This window comes from Nostoc sp. DedQUE02, from assembly GCF_034531035.1.
Taxonomy (GTDB): Bacteria; Cyanobacteriota; Cyanobacteriia; order Cyanobacteriales; family Nostocaceae; genus Nostoc.
This window is the reverse complement of the sequence record NZ_JAVRBY020000001.1, coordinates 333,328-355,224: the sequence shown is the minus strand read 5'-3', so window position 1 is coordinate 355,224 and position 21,897 is coordinate 333,328. Positions and strand designations below refer to the sequence as shown.

Sequence of the window (21,897 nt, the reverse complement as noted above, 5' to 3'; positions counted from 1 at the left end):
GTTGGTACTGGATACTGAGGAATAATATTTTACTCAGAATCTTAGCACTGGTTCAACCCTAGCTATCCTTTAACAGCACTTTCAAGGCAGAAGACAGGAGAAAAAGCTTGTAAATTACATTTTTGAAATTTTTTCAACTCGATAGTTATTTTTGCCATGCTGTACTAGAAGATAGAGACAAAAGTATCAAGGATACATCTAGCATCTGCCATTAATTAAAAGTTAATCATGGTGATTTAGGATTGGGAATGCAGTGTAGCGGTTTTTGAAGATCAATTAAAGATTATCTCAGCTGGCCGATGCGATAAGTGATTGGCAACGCCACAATTCAAAAGTCACCATCAAATTTTGATGGGTTTTGCCAACTTCACTTAGAAATATCACTATACAGGAGTGAAACAAATTAGAGCTATGTCTACCAATCATCTACTAGAAATTAACCAATACGGTCAAAGTATCTGGCTGGATAATTTGACTCGTGACATTATTCAATCAGGTGAACTCAAAGACCAAGTAGAAAATCAAGGTATCTCTGGGATTACCTCGAACCCAGCCATCTTTGAAAAAGCGATCGCTGGTAACGTTATTTATGATGCCGATATCGAAGCCGGAGTTCGGGCTAACTTACCCATAGACAAAATTTACGAATCCCTAGTTTTTGCAGATATCCGTAATGCCTGTGATATTTTACGCCCTGTTTATGAAGCCACGAATAGACTTGATGGTTATGTGAGTATCGAAGTACCACCAACCATTGCCCATGATACTGAAGCAACAATAGCCGAAGCCCGACGCTATTTCCAAGAAATTGGTCGGGAAAATTTGATGATTAAAATTCCCGGTACAGAACCGGGCTTGCCAGCAGTGGAACAGGTAATAGCTGATGGTATAAATGTCAACATTACGCTACTGTTTTCTGTAGAAAGCTACGTAAACACAGTTTGGGCATATATTCGTGGCTTAGAAAAACGGCTGGCTGAAGGTAAAGACATCAGTAACATTGCTTCAGTCGCTAGTTTCTTCCTCAGCCGGATCGATAGCAACATCGACGCCAAAATTGATGCTAAGTTGAAAAAAGGCGTTGATGATATTTCCGTGGAAGCAAAGCTAAGAGCTGTCAAAGGGAAAGTCGCGATCGCTAACGCTAAGATTGCGTATCAAGAATACAAGAAAATCATTAGAAGCGAGCGCTGGCAAGATTTGGCAGCAAAAGGGGCTAAAGTCCAGCGACTACTTTGGGCTAGCACCAGCACCAAAGACCCCAACTACAGAGACGTAATGTATATCGAAGAGTTGATCGGACGTGATACCGTCAACACCGTACCACCAGCGACGATTAAAGCTTGTGCCGATCATTGTAACGTAAGCGATCGCTTAGAAACGGATGTAGAAAATACTTACACCCTGGTCGAAAACCTCAAAGATCCCGACATCAACATCGATCTTGATGCCGTAATGGATGAACTGTTAGTCGAAGGTATTGACAAGTTTATCCAGCCCTTCCAGTCCTTGATGAACTCTTTAGAAGAAAAGATCAAGGTATTGTCACCAGTGTAGGGAACAGAAGAGGGGAAAAGGTTAAAGGGTAAAGGGTAAAGGTATAGTTCTTCCCCTTTCCCCCTTCCCCTTTCCCCCTTTCCCTTTCCCCAATCCTAGTACCAAACCCAAAATCCAAAATTGTTATGGTTAGTCTGCTAGAAAATCCCTTGCGCGTTGGTCTGCAACAACAAGGGATGCCCGAACCCCAGATTATAGTCATTTTTGGCGCTTCTGGCGATCTCACCTGGCGCAAACTAGTGCCAGCACTTTACAAATTGCGGCGAGAACGGCGTATTCCACCAGAAACCACCATTGTCGGTGTAGCACGTCGAGAATGGAGCCATGAGTACTTCCGTGAACAAATGCAAAAGGGCATGGAAGAAGCGCATCCTGATGTCGATTTAGGAGAACTCTGGCAAGATTTCTCTCAAGGTCTGTTCTACAGTCCTGGGGATATAGACAACCCCGAAGGCTACCAGAAACTAAAAAACTTATTGGGTGAATTAGACGAAAAACGGGGCACGCGAGGTAATCGCATGTTCTACCTCTCGGTTGCCCCCTCATTCTTCCCAGAAGCGATTAAGCAGCTAGGAAGCGCTGGGATGCTAGAAGATCCCTACAAACATCGTCTAGTAATTGAAAAACCCTTTGGTCGAGACTTGGCTTCCGCCCAGAGTCTTAACCAAGTGGTACAGAAATTTTGTAAAGAAAACCAAGTATATCGCATTGACCACTACTTGGGTAAAGAAACAGTCCAGAATTTGCTGGTGTTTCGCTTTGCCAATGCGATTTTTGAACCGTTGTGGAATCGTCAATTTGTTGACCACGTGCAAATTACCGTCGCAGAAACCGTGGGAGTGGAAGACCGAGCTGGTTACTATGAAAGTGCCGGCGCACTACGGGATATGTTGCAAAATCACTTAATGCAACTTTACTGCTTAACGGCGATGGAAGCACCCAACGCAATGGATGCCGACAGCATCCGCACAGAAAAAGTGAAGGTACTCCGAGCTACTCGTTTAGCTGATGTTCACAATCTGTCGCGGTCAGCAGTACGTGGTCAGTATAGTGCTGGCTGGATGAAGGGTCAAGCAGTGCCAGGGTATCGGACAGAACCAGGCGTAAATCCCAACTCCACCACACCGACCTACGTCGCCATGAAGTTTTTGGTAGATAACTGGCGCTGGAAAGGTGTTCCTTTCTATTTGCGTACCGGAAAGCGGATGCCGAAAAAAGTCAGCGAGATTGCCATTCACTTCCGCGAAGTTCCGTCTCGGATGTTCCAATCTGCCGCTCAACAGACAAACGCTAACATTTTGACAATGCGGATTCAACCGAATGAAGGTATTTCCCTGCGTTTTGATGTGAAAATGCCAGGGGCAGAATTCCGCACCCGTTCCGTTGACATGGACTTTAGTTATGGTTCCTTTGGCATCCAAGCAACATCCGATGCCTACGATCGCTTATTCCTTGATTGTATGATGGGCGATCAAACATTGTTCACCCGCGCGGATGAAGTAGAAGCAGCTTGGCAGGTAGTAACGCCAGCCCTTTCCGTTTGGGATGCACCCGCCGACGCAAATACTATTCCCCAGTACGAAGCCGGTACCTGGGAACCAGCAGAAGCAGAATTCTTAATTAACCAAGATGGCCGTCGCTGGCGCCGACTCTAAATATTTAGTCATTAGTCATTAGTAAAAACAAATTACGAATGACTAATGATACAATCCAAAATCCAAAATCCAAAATCCAAAATTTCCTATGGCTCCCCAAGCTTCTACAATTTATTCACTTCAGGCGCCAAAAGATATTTCGCTTAACGAAATAGAAGCGGAACTTAATCAAATTTGGCAAAGTTACGGCATTACTGGCGAGGATGGTGGGCTTCCTGCTGCTACTCGCGCCACGACATTTACCTTAGTGGTTTACGAACCCGAAGAAACGCAGTATCTTCTGGCCAGTTTAGGATTTTACAACGGCCCGCTTGATGGAATTTTAGGGCCTCAAATGGTAGCTGCCTTGCGGCAAGTGCAGAAAAAATATGCACTGCCAGATAGTGGAACAGCAACACCTGAAACCCTGGCTATCTTGAGAGAAGAATTCATCAAACGTCAAGGAAACGGGGCTGCGGGGGATAATGGTTCTGTCGATCTTCCCAGCTTAAATGCCCCAAGCCCTAGAATTGCCGATGAAATCGCCCTCCGCAATCCTTGCCGGATTATTGCGCTGTTTCCCATTACTGGCGAAGATAAAGGGGTTAAGGCTCAAGTTTCAGCCTATTGTCCCATCCAAAAGCAATCTTCAAGCACACTAATTTGCTGCGAATATATCACTCTCAGTGGAACTGCTGCTGCCTTGGAACGCATCGGTGGCTTGATTCCAGCATTGTTGATTGGTGGCTTACCGAAGTTTCTCTGGTGGAAAGCAACACCAGACCCCAATAACAATCTATTCAAGCGGCTGGCAGCAGTTTGCAATAATGTAATTGTAGATTCTTGCCGTTTTAACGAACCAGAAAGTGATTTACTCCGCCTCCAAGAATTGGTAGAAAGTGGAGTTCCCTTAGCTGACCTCAATTGGCGTCGCCTCTCAGCATGGCAAGAATTGACAGCTGAAGCCTACGACTCACCTCACCGTCGCGCAGCCATTCGGGAAGTTGACCGAGTAACCATTGATTACGAAAAAGGCAACCCAGCACAAGCATTACTATTTTTGGGTTGGCTGGCAAGTCGTCTACAATGGCAGCCAGTTTCCTATCAAAAGGAAACTGGAGATTACGACATCACTCGCATTCACTTTATTGCCCAAGACCAACGGCAAGTAGAAGCCGAATTAGCCGGTGTTCCCATTGCTGATGTGGGTGAGATTGTCGGCGACTTGATTGCCCTGCGCCTTAGCTCGACCAATCCGAACGCAGACTGTGGTACAGTAATTTGCTCGGAAACTGGTGGCTGTATGCGGATGGAAACCCACGGTGGTGCTCAATCTGCCGGTCTGTTTCAACAGGTGACTTCTCTTTCAGAACAAAAGGCGGAAGCATTGCTGAGTCAGCAGGTACAACGCTGGGGTCGCGAGTCACTTTTTGAAGAAAGCTTGGGAATTACAGCGAATATTTTCAAGTTGGTAACAAATAGTTAGTTTCGCCTGCAAAGAATAAAAGTTACAGTTACCAAAATTGCGGAAATTAAATACAAGCCCTTGAGATTTTTGGATCTTTCAATCATCTGGAGGGTTTTTCTATTTCACTGGGTTTTAAGAACTTTCTTATCAGGCAATAGGCAATAGGCAATAGGCAATAGGCAATAGGCAATAGGCAATAGGCAAGAAGCCTCTTTGAGTTGTATTGAATTTTTTCATAAATCAAATATGAGTTCTATAAAACTATATAAAAGAGCAAAGGAAAAATAATAACTTCTAATTCTTAACTCCTGATGATTAATGACCCATTTGCACCAGTTATCGGACAACAGCAAGCCATAGAATTACTCACTCAGGCTGTCAAACAAAACCGGGTTCCTCCAGCCTACTTATTTGTGGGGCCAGATGGTGTAGGCAGGAGTTTAGCAGCCAGGTGCTTTGTGGAATTGCTATTTTCTAGCGGGATGGGAGTTACTGCGTCTTTACAAAACCGTTTGCGTCAGGGCAACCATCCAGCTTTATTGTGGGTACAACCAACTTACCAACACCAGGGACAACGCTTAACAGCAGCAGAAGCAGCCGAAAAAGGACTCAAGCGTAAAGCACCACCTGTAATTCGACTAGAGCAAATTCGGGAAATTACTGAGTTTTTAGCCCGTCCGCCTTTAGAAGCACCGAGGAATGTGGTAGTGCTGGAAGAGGCTCAAACAATGGCAGAAGCCGCAGCCAATGCTTTACTTAAAACCTTGGAAGAACCGGGACAGGCGACATTAATTTTAATTGCACCTACACCTGAGTCTGTGTTGCCGACTTTGGTATCACGCTGTCAACGCATTCCTTTTTATCGCTTAGACGCGCAGTCTTTGGCTGCTATACTCACACAAACAGGTCATCAGGAAATTTTGCAAAATCAGGCAATATTAAACATAGCAGCTGGTAGTGCCGGAAGTGCGATCGCATCTTATGAACAATTACAAGCTATTCCTCCTGAGTTACTCGAAGACTTGAAAAAAGCCCCCGCTTCTCACCGCAAAGCCTTGGAGTTAGCCAAAAAAATTGATAAAGATTTAGATACAGAGGCACAACTATGGTTAGTTGATTATCTTCAGCAGTTCTACTGGCGGCAGTGGCATCAACCTAGTATCATTAACCAGCTAGAACAAGCTCGTAAACACTTGCTTGCTTACGCTCAACCACGACTAGTTTGGGAATGTCTGCTTTTATTTGTGTATCAAAAATCAAACTCTATTTATCCTACTCATCGCTGAGTACGAAATAAATTAAGCAAAACTCTGCGTTACTTTGCGTTTACTTTGCGTCCCTCTGCGTTTCAAAACATTACAATGTCTTGTTGATCCTCCATCGTCAAGTTCATAGCGAGTGAAGGTATTGTAATAAAAGCGATTCCTGGATAAAACAAAAAGTTTATATGACCTCAGTTTCTCCTCACAAAAAAGCTAGAGCCTTAAAATCTACCAGCCGCCGCCCTGCGAAAGAACTGTGTAGCGAGTGCGGACTATGTGATACATACTATATTCATTATGTCAAGGAAGCCTGCGCTTTTATTAATCAGCAAATAGGCGAACTTGAAGAAGAAACCCACACGCGATCGCGCCATCTCGAAAACCCTGATGAACTCTACTTTGGTGTTCATCAAGACATGATAGCAGCGAAGAAACAGCAGCCCATCGAAGGCGCACAATGGACGGGTATTGTTAGCAGCATTGCCATTGAAATGCTCAATCGCGGCATAGTTGAAGGTGTTGTTTGCGTGCAAAACACCAAAGAAGACCGCTTTCAACCCATGCCTGTCATCGCCCGGACTCCAGAAGAAATACTAGCAGCGCGGGTAAATAAACCAACACTTTCTCCGAATCTTTCCATATTAGAACAGGTGGAAAAATCCGGGATGAAGCGGCTATTAGTAATTGGGGTTGGTTGCCAAATTCAGGCATTACGAGCCGTAGAAAAACAACTTGGTTTAGAAAAGCTGTATGTTTTGGGTACGCCCTGCGTAGATAATGTTAATCGCGCCGGACTGCAAAAATTCTTAGAAACCACCAGCCGATCGCCTGATACAGTTGTCCATTACGAATTCATGCAAGATTTCCGGGTTCACTTCAAACATGAAGATGGCTCATTTGAAACCGTGCCTTTCTTTGGCTTAAAGACCAACAAACTCAAAGATGTTTTTGCCCCATCGTGTATGAGTTGCTTTGATTATGTCAACTCTCTAGCCGATTTAGTTGTTGGCTATATGGGCGCACCCTTCGGCTGGCAATGGATTGTAGTTAGAAATGACACAGGTAAGGAAATGCTGGACTTGGTGAAAGACCAGTTAGATACTCAACCAGTAACGTCTAAAGGCAACCGGAAAGAAGCTGTACAACAAAGTATTCCCGCTTACGATAAAGGCGTTACTCTCCCCATGTGGGCAGCAAAACTGATGGGTGTGGTTATCGAAAAAATCGGCCCCAAGGGTCTAGAATATGCACGATTTTCCATTGATTCTCACTTTACTCGAAATTATTTGTATGTGAAGCGAAATCATCCAGAGAAATTAGAAGCGCACGTTCCAGAGTTTGCCAAGCGTATTGTAGGGCAATATAAATTACCAGAGTAGTGTTTCGTGTTTGTGCGAAATATATCTGAGCCTGCAAAAGCAGGCTTTTTTGTCTAGTAGCAAACTTATATTAGCTTTGACTTTTCACGTTATAGCAGGAGGCAGGAGGTCACTGAGCGTAGTCGAAGTGAGGCAGAGGGCAGGAGGTAAAACTATTGCTAGCTCTAGCATTCACCCTTTCCAAATATCCTAACTTATGTGACTACGGCTATATGTGGAAAAGCTAACGATTGACCTAACCCCCTTCCTACAAGGGAAGGGGGAAAATTCAAAGTCTCTCTCCTCTTAGGAGAGAGATTTAGAGAGAGGTTTTCCAGATACCGTGAAAAGTCAGATATTAGCCGCGTCGGTGACAGTGCGATCGTAGGCTGTGGCTTATACGCCGAGCATAAATTCGGCGCTTGCTCAACAACTCTATAGTTTGCTGGGATTTTCTTGAAATACATAATTGAAAACTTACAGCAGATTTCAAGGAAAGTGAGGTACACAAGCTCACGTCTGTTATCCAGGTAGAAAGCGTGTTTTACTTCTGAATTCTGCTGTATTATTCCACTTTTATCAGATCGGTTGACTGTTTGATTGGGAATAGGAATCGTATGAGCTGATCGAGTGGTATAGAGCGTTGCTCTTGAACATAAACTAAGGGTAAAAGTGCAACCATGCGTAGTAAGCCTGAGAGAACAAATAACCCCAGCAAACCCGCAGCACCGGGCAGAGTTGCTAGAAAGCCACCGACAGTAATACCCATTGCTCCAGTGATACCAGCAATTGCAGCTGCGATCGCAAAATAACTAGACTGATAACGTAGCGGTGCAATTCCCATCATCAAATTGTTGGTACACAAATCAATTGCCGCCCATGTGCCACCAGCTAGTACATGCAAAAAGGGCAACCAGATCCAAAAAGAAATGCGATCGCTTCCAACTAAGAGCCACAGCAAAGGTGTTACCGCCACTAATACTCCCACCAATAACAGTAGCGGGCGATTCCCAATCCGGTCGGCCAGTTTGCCCCACAAAAGCAGCATTAGCATATTTGCACCAGTTCCTAAACCGTGATAAATAGTTACCACACTAATATCTATATCCAGGTTATCCAGCATATAGAGGTTAAAGAAGGGATTGCTGATATTAACAGCAAAGCACCAGATGCTTAGGTAAAGCACAAACTTCAGAAAATTAGCATCTTTAAGAAAGCTAAAATCTATTCCCTGAGATTGCGGCTGCGATGTGTCTGAATCTGTAACTTTTAAAAGCTGCGGGTTGATATCAGTCATCCAAAACTGACAGCCGACACTGATTAGCCCTAGCACAATTCCTAGAACCAAGACAGTGCCATAACCTTGAAGGGTTCCACCAGGCCAAACTGATACCGCTAAACCTAGCAACGGTACACCAACAAGGTTAGTCAAACCGAGAATACTATTGCGAAAGCCGAAATATCGCCCCCGCAACCGTTGAGGTACTAATACAGCTGACCACCCAAGCCAAGGCGCACGACCAAAAGCTTCGATGATATTAGCTACTAAGAGAATTCCCAATGTCAACTGTACTACTTGGTGTCCAGTAATACGAGATGAAGTAACTAACCAAATCGCTGGGAGAAGAATCAACCATAGCAGCCGCGACGGGATGAAAATACACATAAAATACCAGCGAAAGCTGGTACTTCGGTTTACCAAATACGCTCCCAGTGGTTGGAGTAGATTCACTATCTGAGGGATAGCGGCGAGTAGACCAATTTCGGCTGGGCCAGCGCCTAACTCTAGCAAGAAATTACTGAGCAAAGCACCGCCGATAATGCTATAAAGAACCGCAGCAAAGACACTCTCATAAGTTAACACCCTGAGACTTTGGCGAATTTCTAGCTTAGAAATTTTTAGAAACAGCTTTGGAGTTGGGAAAAGTACCGTCTCTGTTAGTGCCCTATCCTCTGAGATTTCTTGAATAGGGACAGGAGGAAGAGAACTAGCTTCTACTGAAATGTCATCTTCTTGGGGCTGAACCATATTATCTAGTCAATATTTAAAGATTTAAATTGTTATAGCTCTGATTAACCAGAATTAGTAAAACTTATATATGATTTCATCAATAAGTCTAAGGCATTGCAATTGCTTACTTGTCCAGAAGGCTATAGGACTCATATTTGATTTATGAAAAAGCTCAGTAGAACTATGAAGCCTTCTTTCCCCCTGCAAGAGTGCCTATTACCTATTGCCTATCTACAACAGCAATCAATAACATATAACTGCGGTTTGGCTTCTTTAAAATAAGTCAGTTCTTTAACGTATCGCTTACAGATTTCGCTAGAAGCTTTCGTATAAAATAAATTTAGCAGTTAATTAATATTTTATGAATATAAAATAATAGGATTTTTTCAAAATCATTCTTGAGAATTAATACCTTTATATGAAAATCTTAAGATTTAGCTTTCACTACTACACATAGATAGAAATTATGTTGCATTTATATAGCTAATAGTTGAAATTTAACCTGAACTTCTTTGAGTCGCGTTCTTAAATGATGTATGGAGAAAATTTCCTAGATATCCTACTTATAGCAGTTTCCACGCAGATAAGGTAGAGAAAAAATAATTAACTACAGATGAAAATATATCCTTGTAGGGGTTCACATCTATGCGCTCCTACCCATGTACCTAATTCAAATGAGAATTGCTATATCTTATATAAGACTTATATTTGATTGCGTGAAAAAAATTCGGTATACCTTAATCTTCTGAAATCCTATTGCAAGAGTGCCTATTGCCTACTAAGCCAAGTTATTTCAGTAATCAAACCGGATTCCTATATCTATTTAACCTCCTAACCCCAGCCATGCTAAATAGCTAATCTATAACCAATTACATAAGTCTTGATAAAACTATTTCACTGGAAATTTCTATCGTGAGGTATGATTGCTCATCCTACTAAATGTGCCACGATGGGCTATGCCCTGCCAGAGGCGATCGCAACATAAGTCAAAATTTTTTTATGGCACAGACAGAAATTAACGATATATCGGCAGATAGCTCCTTAGTCGATCCAGAAAAAGACCTTTTAGGACATGCGAACTTTGCCAAGTATCTAGCAGAAAGTATTTGCAGAATGACCCATCCTGAAGGTTTCGTTATTGCAATTTACGGGTCTTGGAACTCTGGTAAATCTACATTATTAAACTTTATAGTTCACTATCTTCAGCAAAAGCCAGAAGAGGAGAAACCAATCATCGTTCCTTTTAATCCTTGGTTATTCTCTGGACACCAAAATCTTACAAGGCGCTTTTTTGACCAATTAAAAAACGTTTTAAGCCAAGAGTCATCTGTGCCAAAAGGGTTGAGGGAGAGAGTAGCTGATTTTGCCGCCGTTATTTCAGACATTCCTCTACCTTATGCTCAAACTGGCAAAGCATTAGCAGCATTATTGGACGATAAGGACAAGGAAGCTGGCGAATTAAAAGAAGAAGTAGAAGATACGTTAGTACAGCAGCAACGGCGAATAGTCGTAACAATTGATGATATCGATCGATTGGCTGCGGAAGATATCAAGCAGTTATTTCGTATTTTTAAAGCAATGCGAAATTTTACTAATCTTGTCTATCTTCTGGTTTTTGATAAAGAAATTGTCATGAGAAAAATTGCAGATAGTAAAGAAATATCTGAAGAAGCATACTTAGAAAAAATTATTCAAGTTAGTTTTGAGTTACCTATTGCTGATAAAACCTCACTTCGCAGGCTGCTTTTTGCAAAGCTCGATAATATATTTGCGGAAACTCCAAAACAACAAATAAACCAAAGTCGCTGGGGTGATATTTACTTTCAAGGAATAGAACACTTTATTACTAACATCCGCGATATTACTCGTTTTATTAATACTTTAACGGTGACGTATCCAGCAGTAAAAGATGAAGTAAATCCTGTTGATTTCCTTGCCATTGAGTCTTTGCGAGTCTTTTGTCCAAAAGTTTATAGTATAATCCATCAAAATCCTCATATTTTTGTAGGAGAGATAAAGCTTTCAATAGACGAACTCAAGAATCTTCTGAATACCTGGATTGCTCAACTGCGAGATGAAGACAAGCAGCCTATTAAAAACCTGCTAATGCACCTTTTTCCTAAATTAAAATTCATTTTGGGTAATACTTCTCTAGATGAAAAGCAATTAGAATGGCGCGAACAGCTACGTGTGTGTAGTTTAGAAATATTTCCTATTTACTTTCGTCTGTCGTTATCAGCAAGTAAATTGTCTAATATTCAGATAAAAATTATCCTTGGTTTGGTTGAAAATAGAGAGAGGTTTAGAAATTCTTTGATAGAACTTACTAAACAAAAGCTTCCAAACGGCACAACGCAAGCCAGGGTGTTTATAGAACAGCTAGAAAATTCCACTGAAGAAATTCCTGTGAATTACATCCCTTCAGTTGTAGAAGCTTTGTTTGATGTCAGCGAGCAATTATTATCTCAAGATGATGAATCTCATAGCATTCTTGCTTTTAGCAATGAAGTTATTATTAGTCGTTGTATCTCTCAACTCTTGCGTCAAATTAATGAAATATCACGGTTTGAGTTGCTAAAAAAAGTAATTACCCAAGGGAAAGCATTACCAATAATTAATCATGAAATTGCAATACTAAAAGAGCAACAAAGTCAATATGGTACAGATAAATCTAACTATGAAGAGAAATGGCTTGTGAACGCACAGCACCTCAAGGAACTAGAAGAAATGACTATCAGCATATAGGTAAAAAATGATATTAACTATAAATAATTTGAAGAAGAATTCAGAAATCAGAATTCAGAAGTCAGAATGGGCTAAACCTTAGCTATCCGCTAACAGGAGTTAGTAATCTTGACGCTACTCAAAAATACTCGCTATTGCTTTGCTATCGATGACTTGTTAACGCTGCGCTATCAGTCGGGGATTCAGACCTACGACTAATTGAAAACCACCAAATCTACGATTTGATGGGGGTTTTAAACCCGGTTATTCAGACGCTTTTTCGGTCAAAATTCATTCTGAATTCTGACTCACCTCGACTGCGCCCTTCTCTACGAGAGGCTACTTCGGCTTCTCTACGAGACGCTACGCGAACGCTCAGTACAAGTGCGCCAACGGCTACGCTCAGGACAGGCTCGGCGGCCACCTGACTCCTGAATTCTGTTCGAGAAAAACACCACTACTAGGTATATAAATATTCTATAACCCACGAAAGATTTAGATATCTTCAGCACTTTCTAATATCGGGAAATATACTTTAAATCCCCACATTGCACTCATGGAATCGTATGACGTTGTAATTATTGGCGCTGGTCATAATGGCTTAGTTTGTGCTGCCTACCTTCTGAAAGCTGGTTACAGTGTTCTGTTATTAGAAGGGCGATCGCTCCCCGGTGGCGGTTCTACAACTGAAGAACTTATGCCTGATGAAGCACCTGGTTTTAAATTTAGTCCTTGCGCCATTAACCATCTGTTTATTTTCTTAGGGCCAGTCATCCAAGAGTTGGAACTGCACAAGTACGGCTTGGAATATCTTAGCTGCGATCCGGTTGCCTTTTGCCCCCATCCAGATGGGAAGTATTTCTTAGCTCACAAATCCGTGGAAAAGACTTGTGCGGAAATTGCCCGTTACAGTCAGCGTGATGCCCAAAAATACGCTGAATATGCCGATTTTTGGCAGCGCTTTATCACAGGGATTGCTCCTTTCTTCAATGCACCACCTAAATCAATTGTTGATATTGCTGGTAATTACAATCTCAATAGTTTGCAAGACTTATTTTCCCTTCTAGGTGGCTCTAACACAACCCTTGATTTACTCCGTACCCTACTTAGCAGTGCCACAGATAATATTAACGAATACTTCGATTCTGAGTTTGTCAAAGCACCTCTAGCTAGACTCTCAGCCGAACTAAGTTCCCCTCCCTCACAAAAAGCTATGTCCTTTGGGGCGATGATGATGATGTTACGTCATAATCCCGGTATGGCAAGACCGCGTGGTGGTAGTGGTGGACTTGTGGAAGCTTTGGTGAAAATGGTAAAAAGTGAAGGTGGTACGATTCTCACCGACCAAAAGGTAGAAAAAGTATTGGTAGATAATGGTAAAGCAGTTGGTGTGCGGGTTGCTGGTGGCAAAGAATATCGTGCTAACAAAGGTGTAATTTCAAGTATTGATGCCAAGCGGTTATTCTTACAACTAATGGATAGTAGCGATGTCGATAATGCCGATAACAACTTGCGCGAAAGGTTAGACCGCCGCATCGTCAACAACAATGAAACCATCCTCAAAATTGATTGTGCTTTATCTGAACCGTTGCGCTTTGTCCACCACAATCACCAAGATAACTATCTGATGGGTTCTATTCTGATTGCTGATTCTGTCAATCATGTCGAACAAGCTCATAGTCTAATTACTCTGGGCAAAATTCCTGATGAAGACCCATCAATGTATGTGGTAATGCCTACCGGACTCGACCCATCAATGGCACCAGAAGGCAAGCACACATTATGGATAGAGTTTTTTGCACCTTATCAAATTGCTGGTGCAGACGGTACAGGTTTAAAAGGTACGGGTTGGACAGATGAACTGAAAAATAAAGTTGCAGACAGGGTGATTAATAAACTGGCGCAGTATTCGCCCAATCTTCAACATTCAATCATCGCCCGTCATGTAGAAAGTCCGGCTGAGTTGGGAGAACGGTTAGGGACTTACAAAGGTAATTATTACCACATCGACATGACCTTAGAACAAATGCTTTGCTTCCGTCCGTTGCCGGAATTAGCAAACTATAAAACACCAATTGATAACTTGTATCTTACTGGTGCTGGAACTCATCCGGGTGGTTCAATTTCCGGTTTGCCGGGACGCAACTGTGCGCGTGTATTTTTGCATAATGAGCAACCAATCGCCCAGAAAATCAAGGAAGCTGGAGGTTCAATTAAATCTGCTTTTGCATCTGTCTTGAGGAATGAATCAGACTAAGAGGCTGTTTGAAAAGTCGCAAAGTATACTATAAACCCCTCTTTAAACCTCTCCCCGAAAGGTCAAGAGGCTTTAAAACCCCTCTATTCCCTTGTAGGGAAGGGGGGTTATGCTTGGGATACTTTGATGTTATCAAAGATACTTTTCAAACATCCTCTAATATCAAACGCTATGCGACTATTGAATATGTTATCAACCTTTGGGTTACTTCTAATCCATTCAACCAGCGTTGACAATATTTTCTTGTGTTTCGCGTTGACGACGTTTTTTTGCAATCCCAAAATTTTCTTGTTCTCTTGCCCAAACTTGTTGATTAATGATTCCAAGTGGTACTCCATTAATTGTGGCTGCAAATGTTGAATGTACCTTTAATCCCGATGATTTCCGGTGGTCGAGATAACCAAGACCGCTTGTTGCTGGATGGTTTGTTAAATCTATGCTTGTCGTGTCTTGAATTGCCAAGATGATGTCATGTTCTTTTATTCTTTCGATAGTACTTGCTGTGTGTGCATTGCGAATATCTTCTGGCTTGAAATAGGGTATTTCCACAGGCTTGCGGTACGCTGCTTGCTGGTTGTGCTGACAAATCTTCGACGATGCGTATTAATCGCTTTGTATGCCTAGCGTCTCCTGAATCTGCTTGCTTCAATTCTTCTGTTGCCCATTCTTGCATTCTCTATCACTACCATCAGCTACATTCTTCTCTCAAAACTATACCCATCAATACTTTCAGTCTAATTTTAAGTATTTTGTATAAATCTTAAGAAAGATGTGACTAATGGATAGCCTCTTCGGGAGGGGATTGGGGGTGGGGTTCTTCTACCTAACTCAACTGAGAACCGCTATATAAAGAAAACCAGACTTTATTAAAAGATGCCAAAAATATCACAATCTTAGAAAATAATAAAGTAAGTCGAGTATCACAAGACTCACTTGATTTCCTCATTTATTCTAGGAAAATATGACTCATCCTTTCCTTGAACGCCTGCGTAGTCCAGATAGCCCAGTCCTCGTCTTCGACGGGGCGATGGGAACCAACTTACAAACCCAAAACCTCACTGCTGAAGACTTCGGCGGCCCACAGTATGAAGGTTGTAACGAATACTTAGTCCACACGAAACCGGAAGCTGTGGCTAAGGTTCACCGCGACTTTCTCGCTGCTGGTGCTGATGTCATTGAAACCGATACCTTTGGTAGTACATCCCTGGTGCTGGCAGAATATGACTTGGCAGACCAAGCCTATTATCTCAGCAAGACAGCCGCAGAATTGGCGAAGCGTGTGGCTGCGGAATTTTCCACGCCAGAAAAACCCCGGTTTGTAGCAGGTTCCATCGGCCCGACAACTAAACTCCCAACCTTGGGACATATTGACTTTGATACCATGAAAGCTACTTTTGCTGAACAAGCAGAGGCGCTGTGGGATGGTGGTGTCGATTTATTTTTGGTGGAAACTTGCCAAGATGTGCTGCAAATTAAAGCGGCACTGAATGCCATTGAAGAAGTGTTTGCCAAAAAAGGCGATCGCCGACCGTTGATGGTGTCTGTGACAATGGAAAGTATGGGCACAATGTTGGTTGGTTCCGAAATCAGTGCTGTGCTGACGATTCTGGAACCTTACCCAATTGACATTCTCGGTCTTAACTGCGCCACTGGCCCAGACTTGATGAAACCACATATCAAGTATCTATCAGAACATTCACCTTTTATAGTTTCCTGTATTCCCAACGCGGGTTTACCTGAGAACGTCGGCGGTCAAGCGCACTACCGACTGACACCGTTGGAATTACGGATGTCATTGATGCATTTTGTTGAAGATTTGGGTGTCCAAGTGATTGGGGGTTGCTGTGGGACGCGTCCAGAACACATTCAACAATTGGCAGAAGTCGCTAAAGGTCTGAAGCCAAAAGTTAGACAACCTAGCTTAGAACCAGCAGCAGCATCAATTTACACCACTCAGCCTTACGAGCAAGATAATTCTTTCTTGATTGTTGGCGAACGTCTCAACGCCAGTGGTTCCAAGAAGTGCCGCGATTTACTCAATGCCGAAGATTGGGATGGACTGGTTTCAATGGCGAGGGCGCAAGTCAAAGAAGGCGCACACATCCTTGATGTCAACGTCGATTATGTCGGACGCGATGGCGTGCGAGATATGCACGAATTAGTTTCGCGCATTGTTAATAATGTGACACTGCCTTTAATGCTTGACTCCACCGAATGGGAAAAGATGGAGGCGGGTTTAAAGATTGCCGGTGGTAAGTGTTTGCTGAACTCCACCAACTACGAAGATGGGGAACCGCGCTTTTTGAAGGTGCTGGAGTTAGCGAAAAAATACGGTGCTGGTGTAGTCATTGGTACTATCGATGAAGATGGAATGGCACGGACAGCCGAGAAAAAGTTTCAAATTGCCCAACGTGCTTACCATCAAGCTGTAGAATATGGCATACCAGCCACAGAAATATTCTTTGATACCCTAGCGTTACCAATTTCCACCGGGATTGAAGAAGACCGAGAAAACGGTAAAGCCACAATTGAAGCGATTCGGCGGATTCGTCAAGAATTACCTGGATGTCATGTAATTTTGGGTGTTTCCAATATTTCCTTTGGTTTGAATCCAGCTTCGCGGATGGTGCTGAACTCGGTATTTTTACACGAAGCGACGACGGCGGGAATGGATGCAGCCATTGTCAGCGCTAATAAGATTTTACCGTTATCGAAGATTGACGAACGCCATCAAGAAATCTGTCGCCAGTTGATTTATGATGAGCGGAAGTTTGAGGGTGATGTTTGCGTTTACGATCCTTTGGGAGAGCTTACCACAGTGTTTGCTGGGGTGACAACTAAGCGCGATCGCTCCTTAGATGAAAGTCTCCCCATCCCAGAACGTCTCAAGCGTCATATCATCGACGGCGAACGCATTGGCTTAGAAGAACATTTGAAAAAAGCCTTAGAAGAATATCCCCCCTTAGAAATTATCAACACCTTCCTGCTAGATGGCATGAAAGTTGTCGGGGAATTATTCGGTTCTGGACAAATGCAGTTACCCTTCGTCTTACAATCTGCGGAAACCATGAAAGCGGCGGTGGCGTTTCTCGAACCGTTCATGGAAAAATCAGAATCGGGTAACAATGCCAAGGGAACCTTTATCATTGCCACAGTCAAAGGCGATGTCCACGACATCGGTAAAAACTTGGTGGATATTATCTTATCCAACAACGGCTACAAGGTAATTAACCTGGGAATTAAACAGCCAGTGGAAAACATCATCAACGCTTACGAACAGCATAAAGCTGATTGTATTGCCATGAGTGGTTTGCTGGTAAAATCCACCGCCTTTATGAAAGAGAACTTGGAGGTATTCAACGAAAAGGGAATTAGTGTACCTGTGATTTTAGGTGGTGCGGCGCTGACTCCCAAATTTGTCTATGAAGATTGCCAAAACACTTACAAGGGTAAAGTTGTTTATGGCAAAGATGCCTTTTCTGACTTGCACTTCATGGATAAATTAATGCCAGCAAAGGCTACAGGTAACTGGGAAGATTTGCAGGGATTTCTGAACGAAATCGAAACGGCTGAAGTTTCGACAAATGGTCATAAAGTACCAAAAGCGACAACAGCTGAAGAAACATCTGCTGAACCAAAAGTAGTAGATACGAGACGTTCCGAAGCTGTGGCTGTGGATATTGAACGTCCAACACCGCCTTTCTGGGGAACGAAGTTATTGCAGCCTAGTGATATTCCCATTGAGGAGATATTCTGGCACTTAGATTTACAAGCTTTGGTTGCTGGACAATGGCAATTCCGCAAACCAAAGGAACAATCTAAGGAAGAATATCAGGCTTTCTTGGCTGAGAAAGTCTACCCAATTTTAGAAACTTGGAAACAGCGAATTATTGAAGAAAATCTGTTGCATCCCCAAGTGATTTACGGCTATTTCCCCTGTCAAGCCGAGGGAAATTCTCTACATATATATGATTCAGAGAACCAATCACAGCAGGTTACAACTTTCGAGTTTCCCAGACAGAAATCTTTAAGGCGGTTGTGCATAGCAGATTTCTTTGCATCGAAGGAATCGGGAATTATTGATGTCTTCCCGATGCAAGCGGTGACTGTAGGGGAGATTGCCACAGAGTTTGCCCAAAAGCTGTTTGCTGCCAATCAATACACGGATTATCTGTATTTCCACGGTATGGCGGTGCAAGTTGCAGAGGCTGTAGCTGAATGGACACACGCCAGAATTCGCCGAGAGTTAGGCTTTGCTGCTGAGGAACCCGACAATATTCGGGATATATTAGCACAACGCTATCGTGGCTCACGGTATAGCTTTGGGTATCCAGCTTGTCCAAATATTCAAGACCAATACAAGCAACTGGAGTTATTGCAGACTGACAGGATTAACTTATATATGGATGAAAGTGAACAACTTTATCCAGAACAGTCTACCACTGCGATTATTACCTATCACCCAGTAGCAAAATACTTTAGCGCCTAGAATCTGACTCGTTAGTACCCCCAACCCCCCGATAAATTGGGGGGCTTACATTCAATTTTTAAACGCAGAGGGGCGCAGGGGAAAGCGCAGAGGCAATACTTTTCGGGTTTTGGGGGAAAGGGGAAAGGGGAAAGGGAAAGGTTTTAATTCACCTTTCCCCCTTACCCTTTAACCTTTTCCCAGATCAAAAGAGAGATTGTTAATCTTATCCGAAAAGTATTAAGCGCAGAGGTTTACCCAATTTATTCACTACTAAATTAATGAAATGTTGTATTTAGATGGCAGTCTCAACTAAACTAATAGACCTGCGTTGAAAATCGGAAGTCGGAAGTAGGGAAATCCGAATCGGAAAATGGGGGCAAACAACGCTCAAAAAAGGTGCGATCGCCTAAGCTATGCTTTTAAAATCCTAATTGATATCATACCCTTCTGTGTTCTCCGGGTTTATCTTGGAAAACACAGGGTTAGCCTGTATTAACCACTATCATCATTTCAGATACTAACATCGAAGAATTACCAATTATGCTAGAACAAGGCACTATCAGTATTCATACTGAGAATATTTTCCCGATCATCAAGAAGTCGCTTTACTCAGATCATCAAATCTTCTTGCGGGAACTAGTATCCAACGCTGTAGACGCCATCCAAAAGCTAAAAATGGTATCCCGCGCTGGCGATTATGCTGGAGACATCGGCGAACCAGAAATTGAAATTGCCATTGACAAAGATAAGAAAACTCTATCAATTTCCGATAACGGTATCGGGATGACCGCAGATGAAGTTAAGAAATATATCAATCAAGTTGCCTTCTCTAGTGCGGAAGAATTTATTCATAAGTATGAAGGCAAATCAGATCAACCGATAATCGGCCACTTCGGTCTTGGTTTCTACTCTTCTTTTATGGTGGCGCAAAAGGTAGAAATTGATACCTTATCATATCAAGAAGGGGCGCAGGCGGTTCACTGGTCATGTGATGGTTCCCCAGCTTTCACCCTGGAAGAATCGCCCAGGACAACTCGCGGTACTACTATTACTCTCAGCCTGCAAGGAGAAGAAGAGGAATTTCTCGAATCTGCACGGATTAAGAATCTTGTCAAGACCTACTGCGACTTTTTGCCAGTTCCAATTAAACTTGATGGCGAAGTATTAAATAAACAAAAAGCGCCGTGGCGAGAGTCTCCAAGTAATCTGACTAAAGAAGATTATTTAGAGTTTTATCGCTATCTGTATCCTTTTCAGGAAGAACCTTTGTTATGGGTACATCTAAATACAGACTATCCCTTTATTATCAACGGGATTTTGTATTTCCCGAAAATGCGACCGGATGTAGATGTTACGAAAGGGCAGATCAAGCTATTTTGCAATCAAGTTTTTGTTAGCGACAACTGCGAAGAAATTATCCCGCAATTTCTGATGCCAATGCGGGGTGTGATTGATAGTACCGATATTCCCCTGAACGTCTCGCGGAGTGCTTTGCAAGGCGATCGCACCGTGAAGCGAATTGGTGATTACATTGCCAAAAAAGTAGGCGATCGCCTCAAAGAACTTTTCCGCGACAACCGCGAACAATACATTAGCGCCTGGAAAGACCTCGGCACTTTCGTAAAATTCGGCGTTCTCAACGACGAGAAATTCAAAAAACAAATCGAAGATATCATCGTCTTCCGCACCACCGCCAAGCTGACAGAAAAACCTGCTGCTGAAACGCCAGTGGTTGAAGTCCAATCTTCAGACGGCGATGCTTGGCAAGATGTCACTCCTACACCCAGTTCTGATTCAGCACCCAGCGCTCCTTATACTACGCTGAAAGAGTATCTAGAACGCAATAAAGAACGCCACGAAAACCGAGTTTTCTACAGCACCGATGAAGCAACCCAAGCTACATACATAGAACTGCACAAAAATCAAGGCTTAGAAGTCCTATTTATGGACTCCTTCATCGACACCCACTTTATCAACTTCCTAGAACGGGAATATCAGGATGTCAAGTTTACGCGGGTAGACTCAGATTTAGATAATACCCTGCTAGAACAAGATAAAGATAAGGAAATTGTCGATCCCAAGACGAATAAAACTCGGAGTGAGACAATCAAAGAGTTATTTGAGAAATCCCTCAACAAACCCAAACTCAACATCCGTACCGAAGCTTTGAAATCAGACGATCCTCAAGGTACACCACCTGCGATCGTGCTTTTACCAGAGATTCTCCGCCGCCTGCGAGAAATGAACGCTATGATGCAGCAGCAGTCAGCAGAGTTTCCCGAAGATCACATTTTGCTGGTGAATACTGCTCACCCGCTAATTCAAAATCTGGCAAATATTAACCAAGGTAGTATCATTCAAGGTAACGGTGAATCGTCTACAGATCAGTTAGTCAACTTGATTTGCCAACACGTTTACGATTTAGCGCTGATGTCTCAGAAAGGATTTGACGCTGAGGGAATGAAATCCTTCGTCGAGCGATCGAATGAGGTACTCACCAAGCTGACGGAACAAGCGAGTAAATAGTGGTGAGTGGGCATTGGGCATTGAGGAAAGGGAAAAGGGTAAGGGGAAAAGGGTAAAGATTAAATTTATTCCTTTTCCCTTTAACCTTTAACCTTTTCCCCTGCCTCCCCTGCCTCCCCTGCTTCCCCTGCTCCCTCTACTCCCTCATCTCCCCACTTCTGCTGCCTAAGACCTAAAATGGAAAGGCTGTATTAAAATAACAATCTGGAGATAGTTGCTATGTCCCGTCGCTGTGAACTAACTGGTAAGAAGGCAAATAACGCTTTTTCTGTTTCCCACTCCCACCGCCGTACTAAACGCCTTCAGCACGCTAATCTGCAAGACAAGCGGGTTTGGTGGGAAGGCGGAAATCGCTGGGTAAGGCTAAAGTTGTCTACCAAAGCAATTAAAACCCTACAAATTAATGGGTTAGAAGCAATGGCAAAAGAAGCTGGCATTAACCTAAATCATTACTAAGTAATCTGGATTTCATAACCCGAAACTTTTGTAGGTTGCAATATAGGTGATTTGTAGGGGCGCACAGCTAGCTGTGCGCCCCTAGTGTTTATTAACGTGAGTTCGACAAGCTCTTTTTTGACCTCTCCCCCAACCCCTCCCCGCTTTTCGGGAGGGGAGACAAAGCACAGCTT

The 21,897-nt window shown here is 42.9% G+C and carries 14 protein-coding genes; 11 read left to right on the top strand and 3 right to left on the bottom strand.

The features are described from left to right. Window positions 1–411: 411 nt before the first annotated feature. The 6 genes from tal (at window position 412) to RMX98_RS01545 (ending at window position 7,720) form a co-directional block, all read left to right on the top strand. Window positions 412–1,557 (top strand): transaldolase, encoded by a 1,146-nt coding sequence (gene tal, locus RMX98_RS01570; RefSeq protein WP_322680633.1) that lies wholly within the window; start codon window positions 412–414, stop codon window positions 1,555–1,557. Window positions 1,558–1,682: 125 nt separating this feature from the next. Continuing rightward, window positions 1,683–3,212, top strand: a complete 1,530-nt coding sequence (gene zwf / locus RMX98_RS01565; RefSeq protein WP_322680634.1) for a glucose-6-phosphate dehydrogenase — start codon at window positions 1,683–1,685, stop codon at window positions 3,210–3,212. 88 nt (window positions 3,213–3,300) lie between these two features. Next, entirely contained in the window at window positions 3,301–4,677 is a 1,377-nt protein-coding gene (gene opcA / locus RMX98_RS01560; protein ID WP_322680635.1) for a glucose-6-phosphate dehydrogenase assembly protein OpcA, read from the top strand. Window positions 4,678–4,970: 293 nt separating this feature from the next. Continuing rightward, entirely contained in the window at window positions 4,971–5,945 is a 975-nt protein-coding gene (locus tag RMX98_RS01555) for a DNA polymerase III subunit delta' (protein ID WP_322680636.1), read from the top strand. A 161-nt stretch (window positions 5,946–6,106) separates the two neighbouring features. Continuing rightward, window positions 6,107–7,300, top strand: coding sequence for a Coenzyme F420 hydrogenase/dehydrogenase, beta subunit C-terminal domain (locus tag RMX98_RS01550; protein ID WP_322680637.1), 1,194 nt, complete (start codon window positions 6,107–6,109; stop codon window positions 7,298–7,300). A gap of 336 nt (window positions 7,301–7,636) precedes the next feature. Beyond that, window positions 7,637–7,720, top strand: a complete 84-nt coding sequence (locus tag RMX98_RS01545) for an isoaspartyl peptidase/L-asparaginase (RefSeq protein ID WP_409880732.1) — start codon at window positions 7,637–7,639, stop codon at window positions 7,718–7,720. A 124-nt stretch (window positions 7,721–7,844) separates the two neighbouring features. Here the strand turns inward: RMX98_RS01545 and RMX98_RS01540 are convergent, their stop codons facing one another. Further along, a complete protein-coding gene (locus RMX98_RS01540; RefSeq protein ID WP_322680638.1) occupies window positions 7,845–9,308 on the bottom strand; it encodes an MFS transporter in 1,464 nt (487 codons plus the stop codon). A gap of 981 nt (window positions 9,309–10,289) precedes the next feature. Here RMX98_RS01540 and RMX98_RS01535 point away from each other — a divergent pair. Together RMX98_RS01535 and crtO are read left to right on the top strand one after the other, a co-directional pair. Then, window positions 10,290–12,035 carry a KAP family NTPase gene (locus RMX98_RS01535; RefSeq protein WP_322680639.1) on the top strand — a complete coding sequence of 582 codons (1,746 nt, stop codon included), beginning with the start codon at window positions 10,290–10,292 and terminating at the stop codon, window positions 12,033–12,035. A gap of 535 nt (window positions 12,036–12,570) precedes the next feature. Beyond that, complete coding sequence (gene crtO, locus RMX98_RS01530; protein ID WP_322680641.1) at window positions 12,571–14,271, top strand: beta-carotene ketolase CrtO; 1,701 nt, start codon at window positions 12,571–12,573, stop codon at window positions 14,269–14,271. A 219-nt stretch (window positions 14,272–14,490) separates the two neighbouring features. Here crtO and RMX98_RS01525 read toward each other — a convergent pair whose 3' ends face one another. Continuing rightward, entirely contained in the window at window positions 14,491–14,820 is a 330-nt protein-coding gene (locus tag RMX98_RS01525) for a hypothetical protein (RefSeq protein WP_322680642.1), read from the bottom strand. After that, complete coding sequence (locus tag RMX98_RS01520; protein ID WP_409880693.1) at window positions 14,741–14,944, bottom strand: transposase DNA-binding-containing protein; 204 nt, start codon at window positions 14,942–14,944, stop codon at window positions 14,741–14,743. The genes RMX98_RS01525 and RMX98_RS01520 overlap by 80 nt, the downstream gene beginning before the upstream one ends. Window positions 14,945–15,232: 288 nt before the next feature. Between RMX98_RS01520 and metH the strand changes: the two genes are divergently transcribed. The 3 genes from metH (at window position 15,233) to rpmB (ending at window position 21,724) form a co-directional block, all read left to right on the top strand. Continuing rightward, window positions 15,233–18,760 carry a methionine synthase gene (metH, locus tag RMX98_RS01515; RefSeq protein WP_322680643.1) on the top strand — a complete coding sequence of 1,176 codons (3,528 nt, stop codon included), beginning with the start codon at window positions 15,233–15,235 and terminating at the stop codon, window positions 18,758–18,760. A 522-nt stretch (window positions 18,761–19,282) separates the two neighbouring features. Further along, window positions 19,283–21,268 (top strand): molecular chaperone HtpG, encoded by a 1,986-nt coding sequence (htpG, locus tag RMX98_RS01510; protein WP_322680644.1) that lies wholly within the window; start codon window positions 19,283–19,285, stop codon window positions 21,266–21,268. A 219-nt stretch (window positions 21,269–21,487) separates the two neighbouring features. Continuing rightward, complete coding sequence (rpmB, locus tag RMX98_RS01505; RefSeq protein WP_322680645.1) at window positions 21,488–21,724, top strand: 50S ribosomal protein L28; 237 nt, start codon at window positions 21,488–21,490, stop codon at window positions 21,722–21,724. Window positions 21,725–21,897: the final 173 nt, after the last annotated feature.

Coding starts and splice junctions, on each gene's coding strand:
- metH (WP_322680643.1), top strand. CDS start 15,233: ATGACTCATCCTTTCCTTGAACGCCTGCGTAGTCCAGATAGCCCAGTC.
- tal (WP_322680633.1), top strand. CDS start 412: ATGTCTACCAATCATCTACTAGAAATTAACCAATACGGTCAAAGTATC.
- rpmB (WP_322680645.1), top strand. CDS start 21,488: ATGTCCCGTCGCTGTGAACTAACTGGTAAGAAGGCAAATAACGCTTTT.
- RMX98_RS01555 (WP_322680636.1), top strand. CDS start 4,971: ATGATTAATGACCCATTTGCACCAGTTATCGGACAACAGCAAGCCATA.
- zwf (WP_322680634.1), top strand. CDS start 1,683: ATGGTTAGTCTGCTAGAAAATCCCTTGCGCGTTGGTCTGCAACAACAA.
- opcA (WP_322680635.1), top strand. CDS start 3,301: ATGGCTCCCCAAGCTTCTACAATTTATTCACTTCAGGCGCCAAAAGAT.
- RMX98_RS01540 (WP_322680638.1), bottom strand. CDS start 9,308: ATGGTTCAGCCCCAAGAAGATGACATTTCAGTAGAAGCTAGTTCTCTT.
- crtO (WP_322680641.1), top strand. CDS start 12,571: ATGGAATCGTATGACGTTGTAATTATTGGCGCTGGTCATAATGGCTTA.
- RMX98_RS01535 (WP_322680639.1), top strand. CDS start 10,290: ATGGCACAGACAGAAATTAACGATATATCGGCAGATAGCTCCTTAGTC.
- htpG (WP_322680644.1), top strand. CDS start 19,283: ATGCTAGAACAAGGCACTATCAGTATTCATACTGAGAATATTTTCCCG.
- RMX98_RS01550 (WP_322680637.1), top strand. CDS start 6,107: ATGACCTCAGTTTCTCCTCACAAAAAAGCTAGAGCCTTAAAATCTACC.
- RMX98_RS01520 (WP_409880693.1), bottom strand. CDS start 14,944: ATGCAAGAATGGGCAACAGAAGAATTGAAGCAAGCAGATTCAGGAGAC.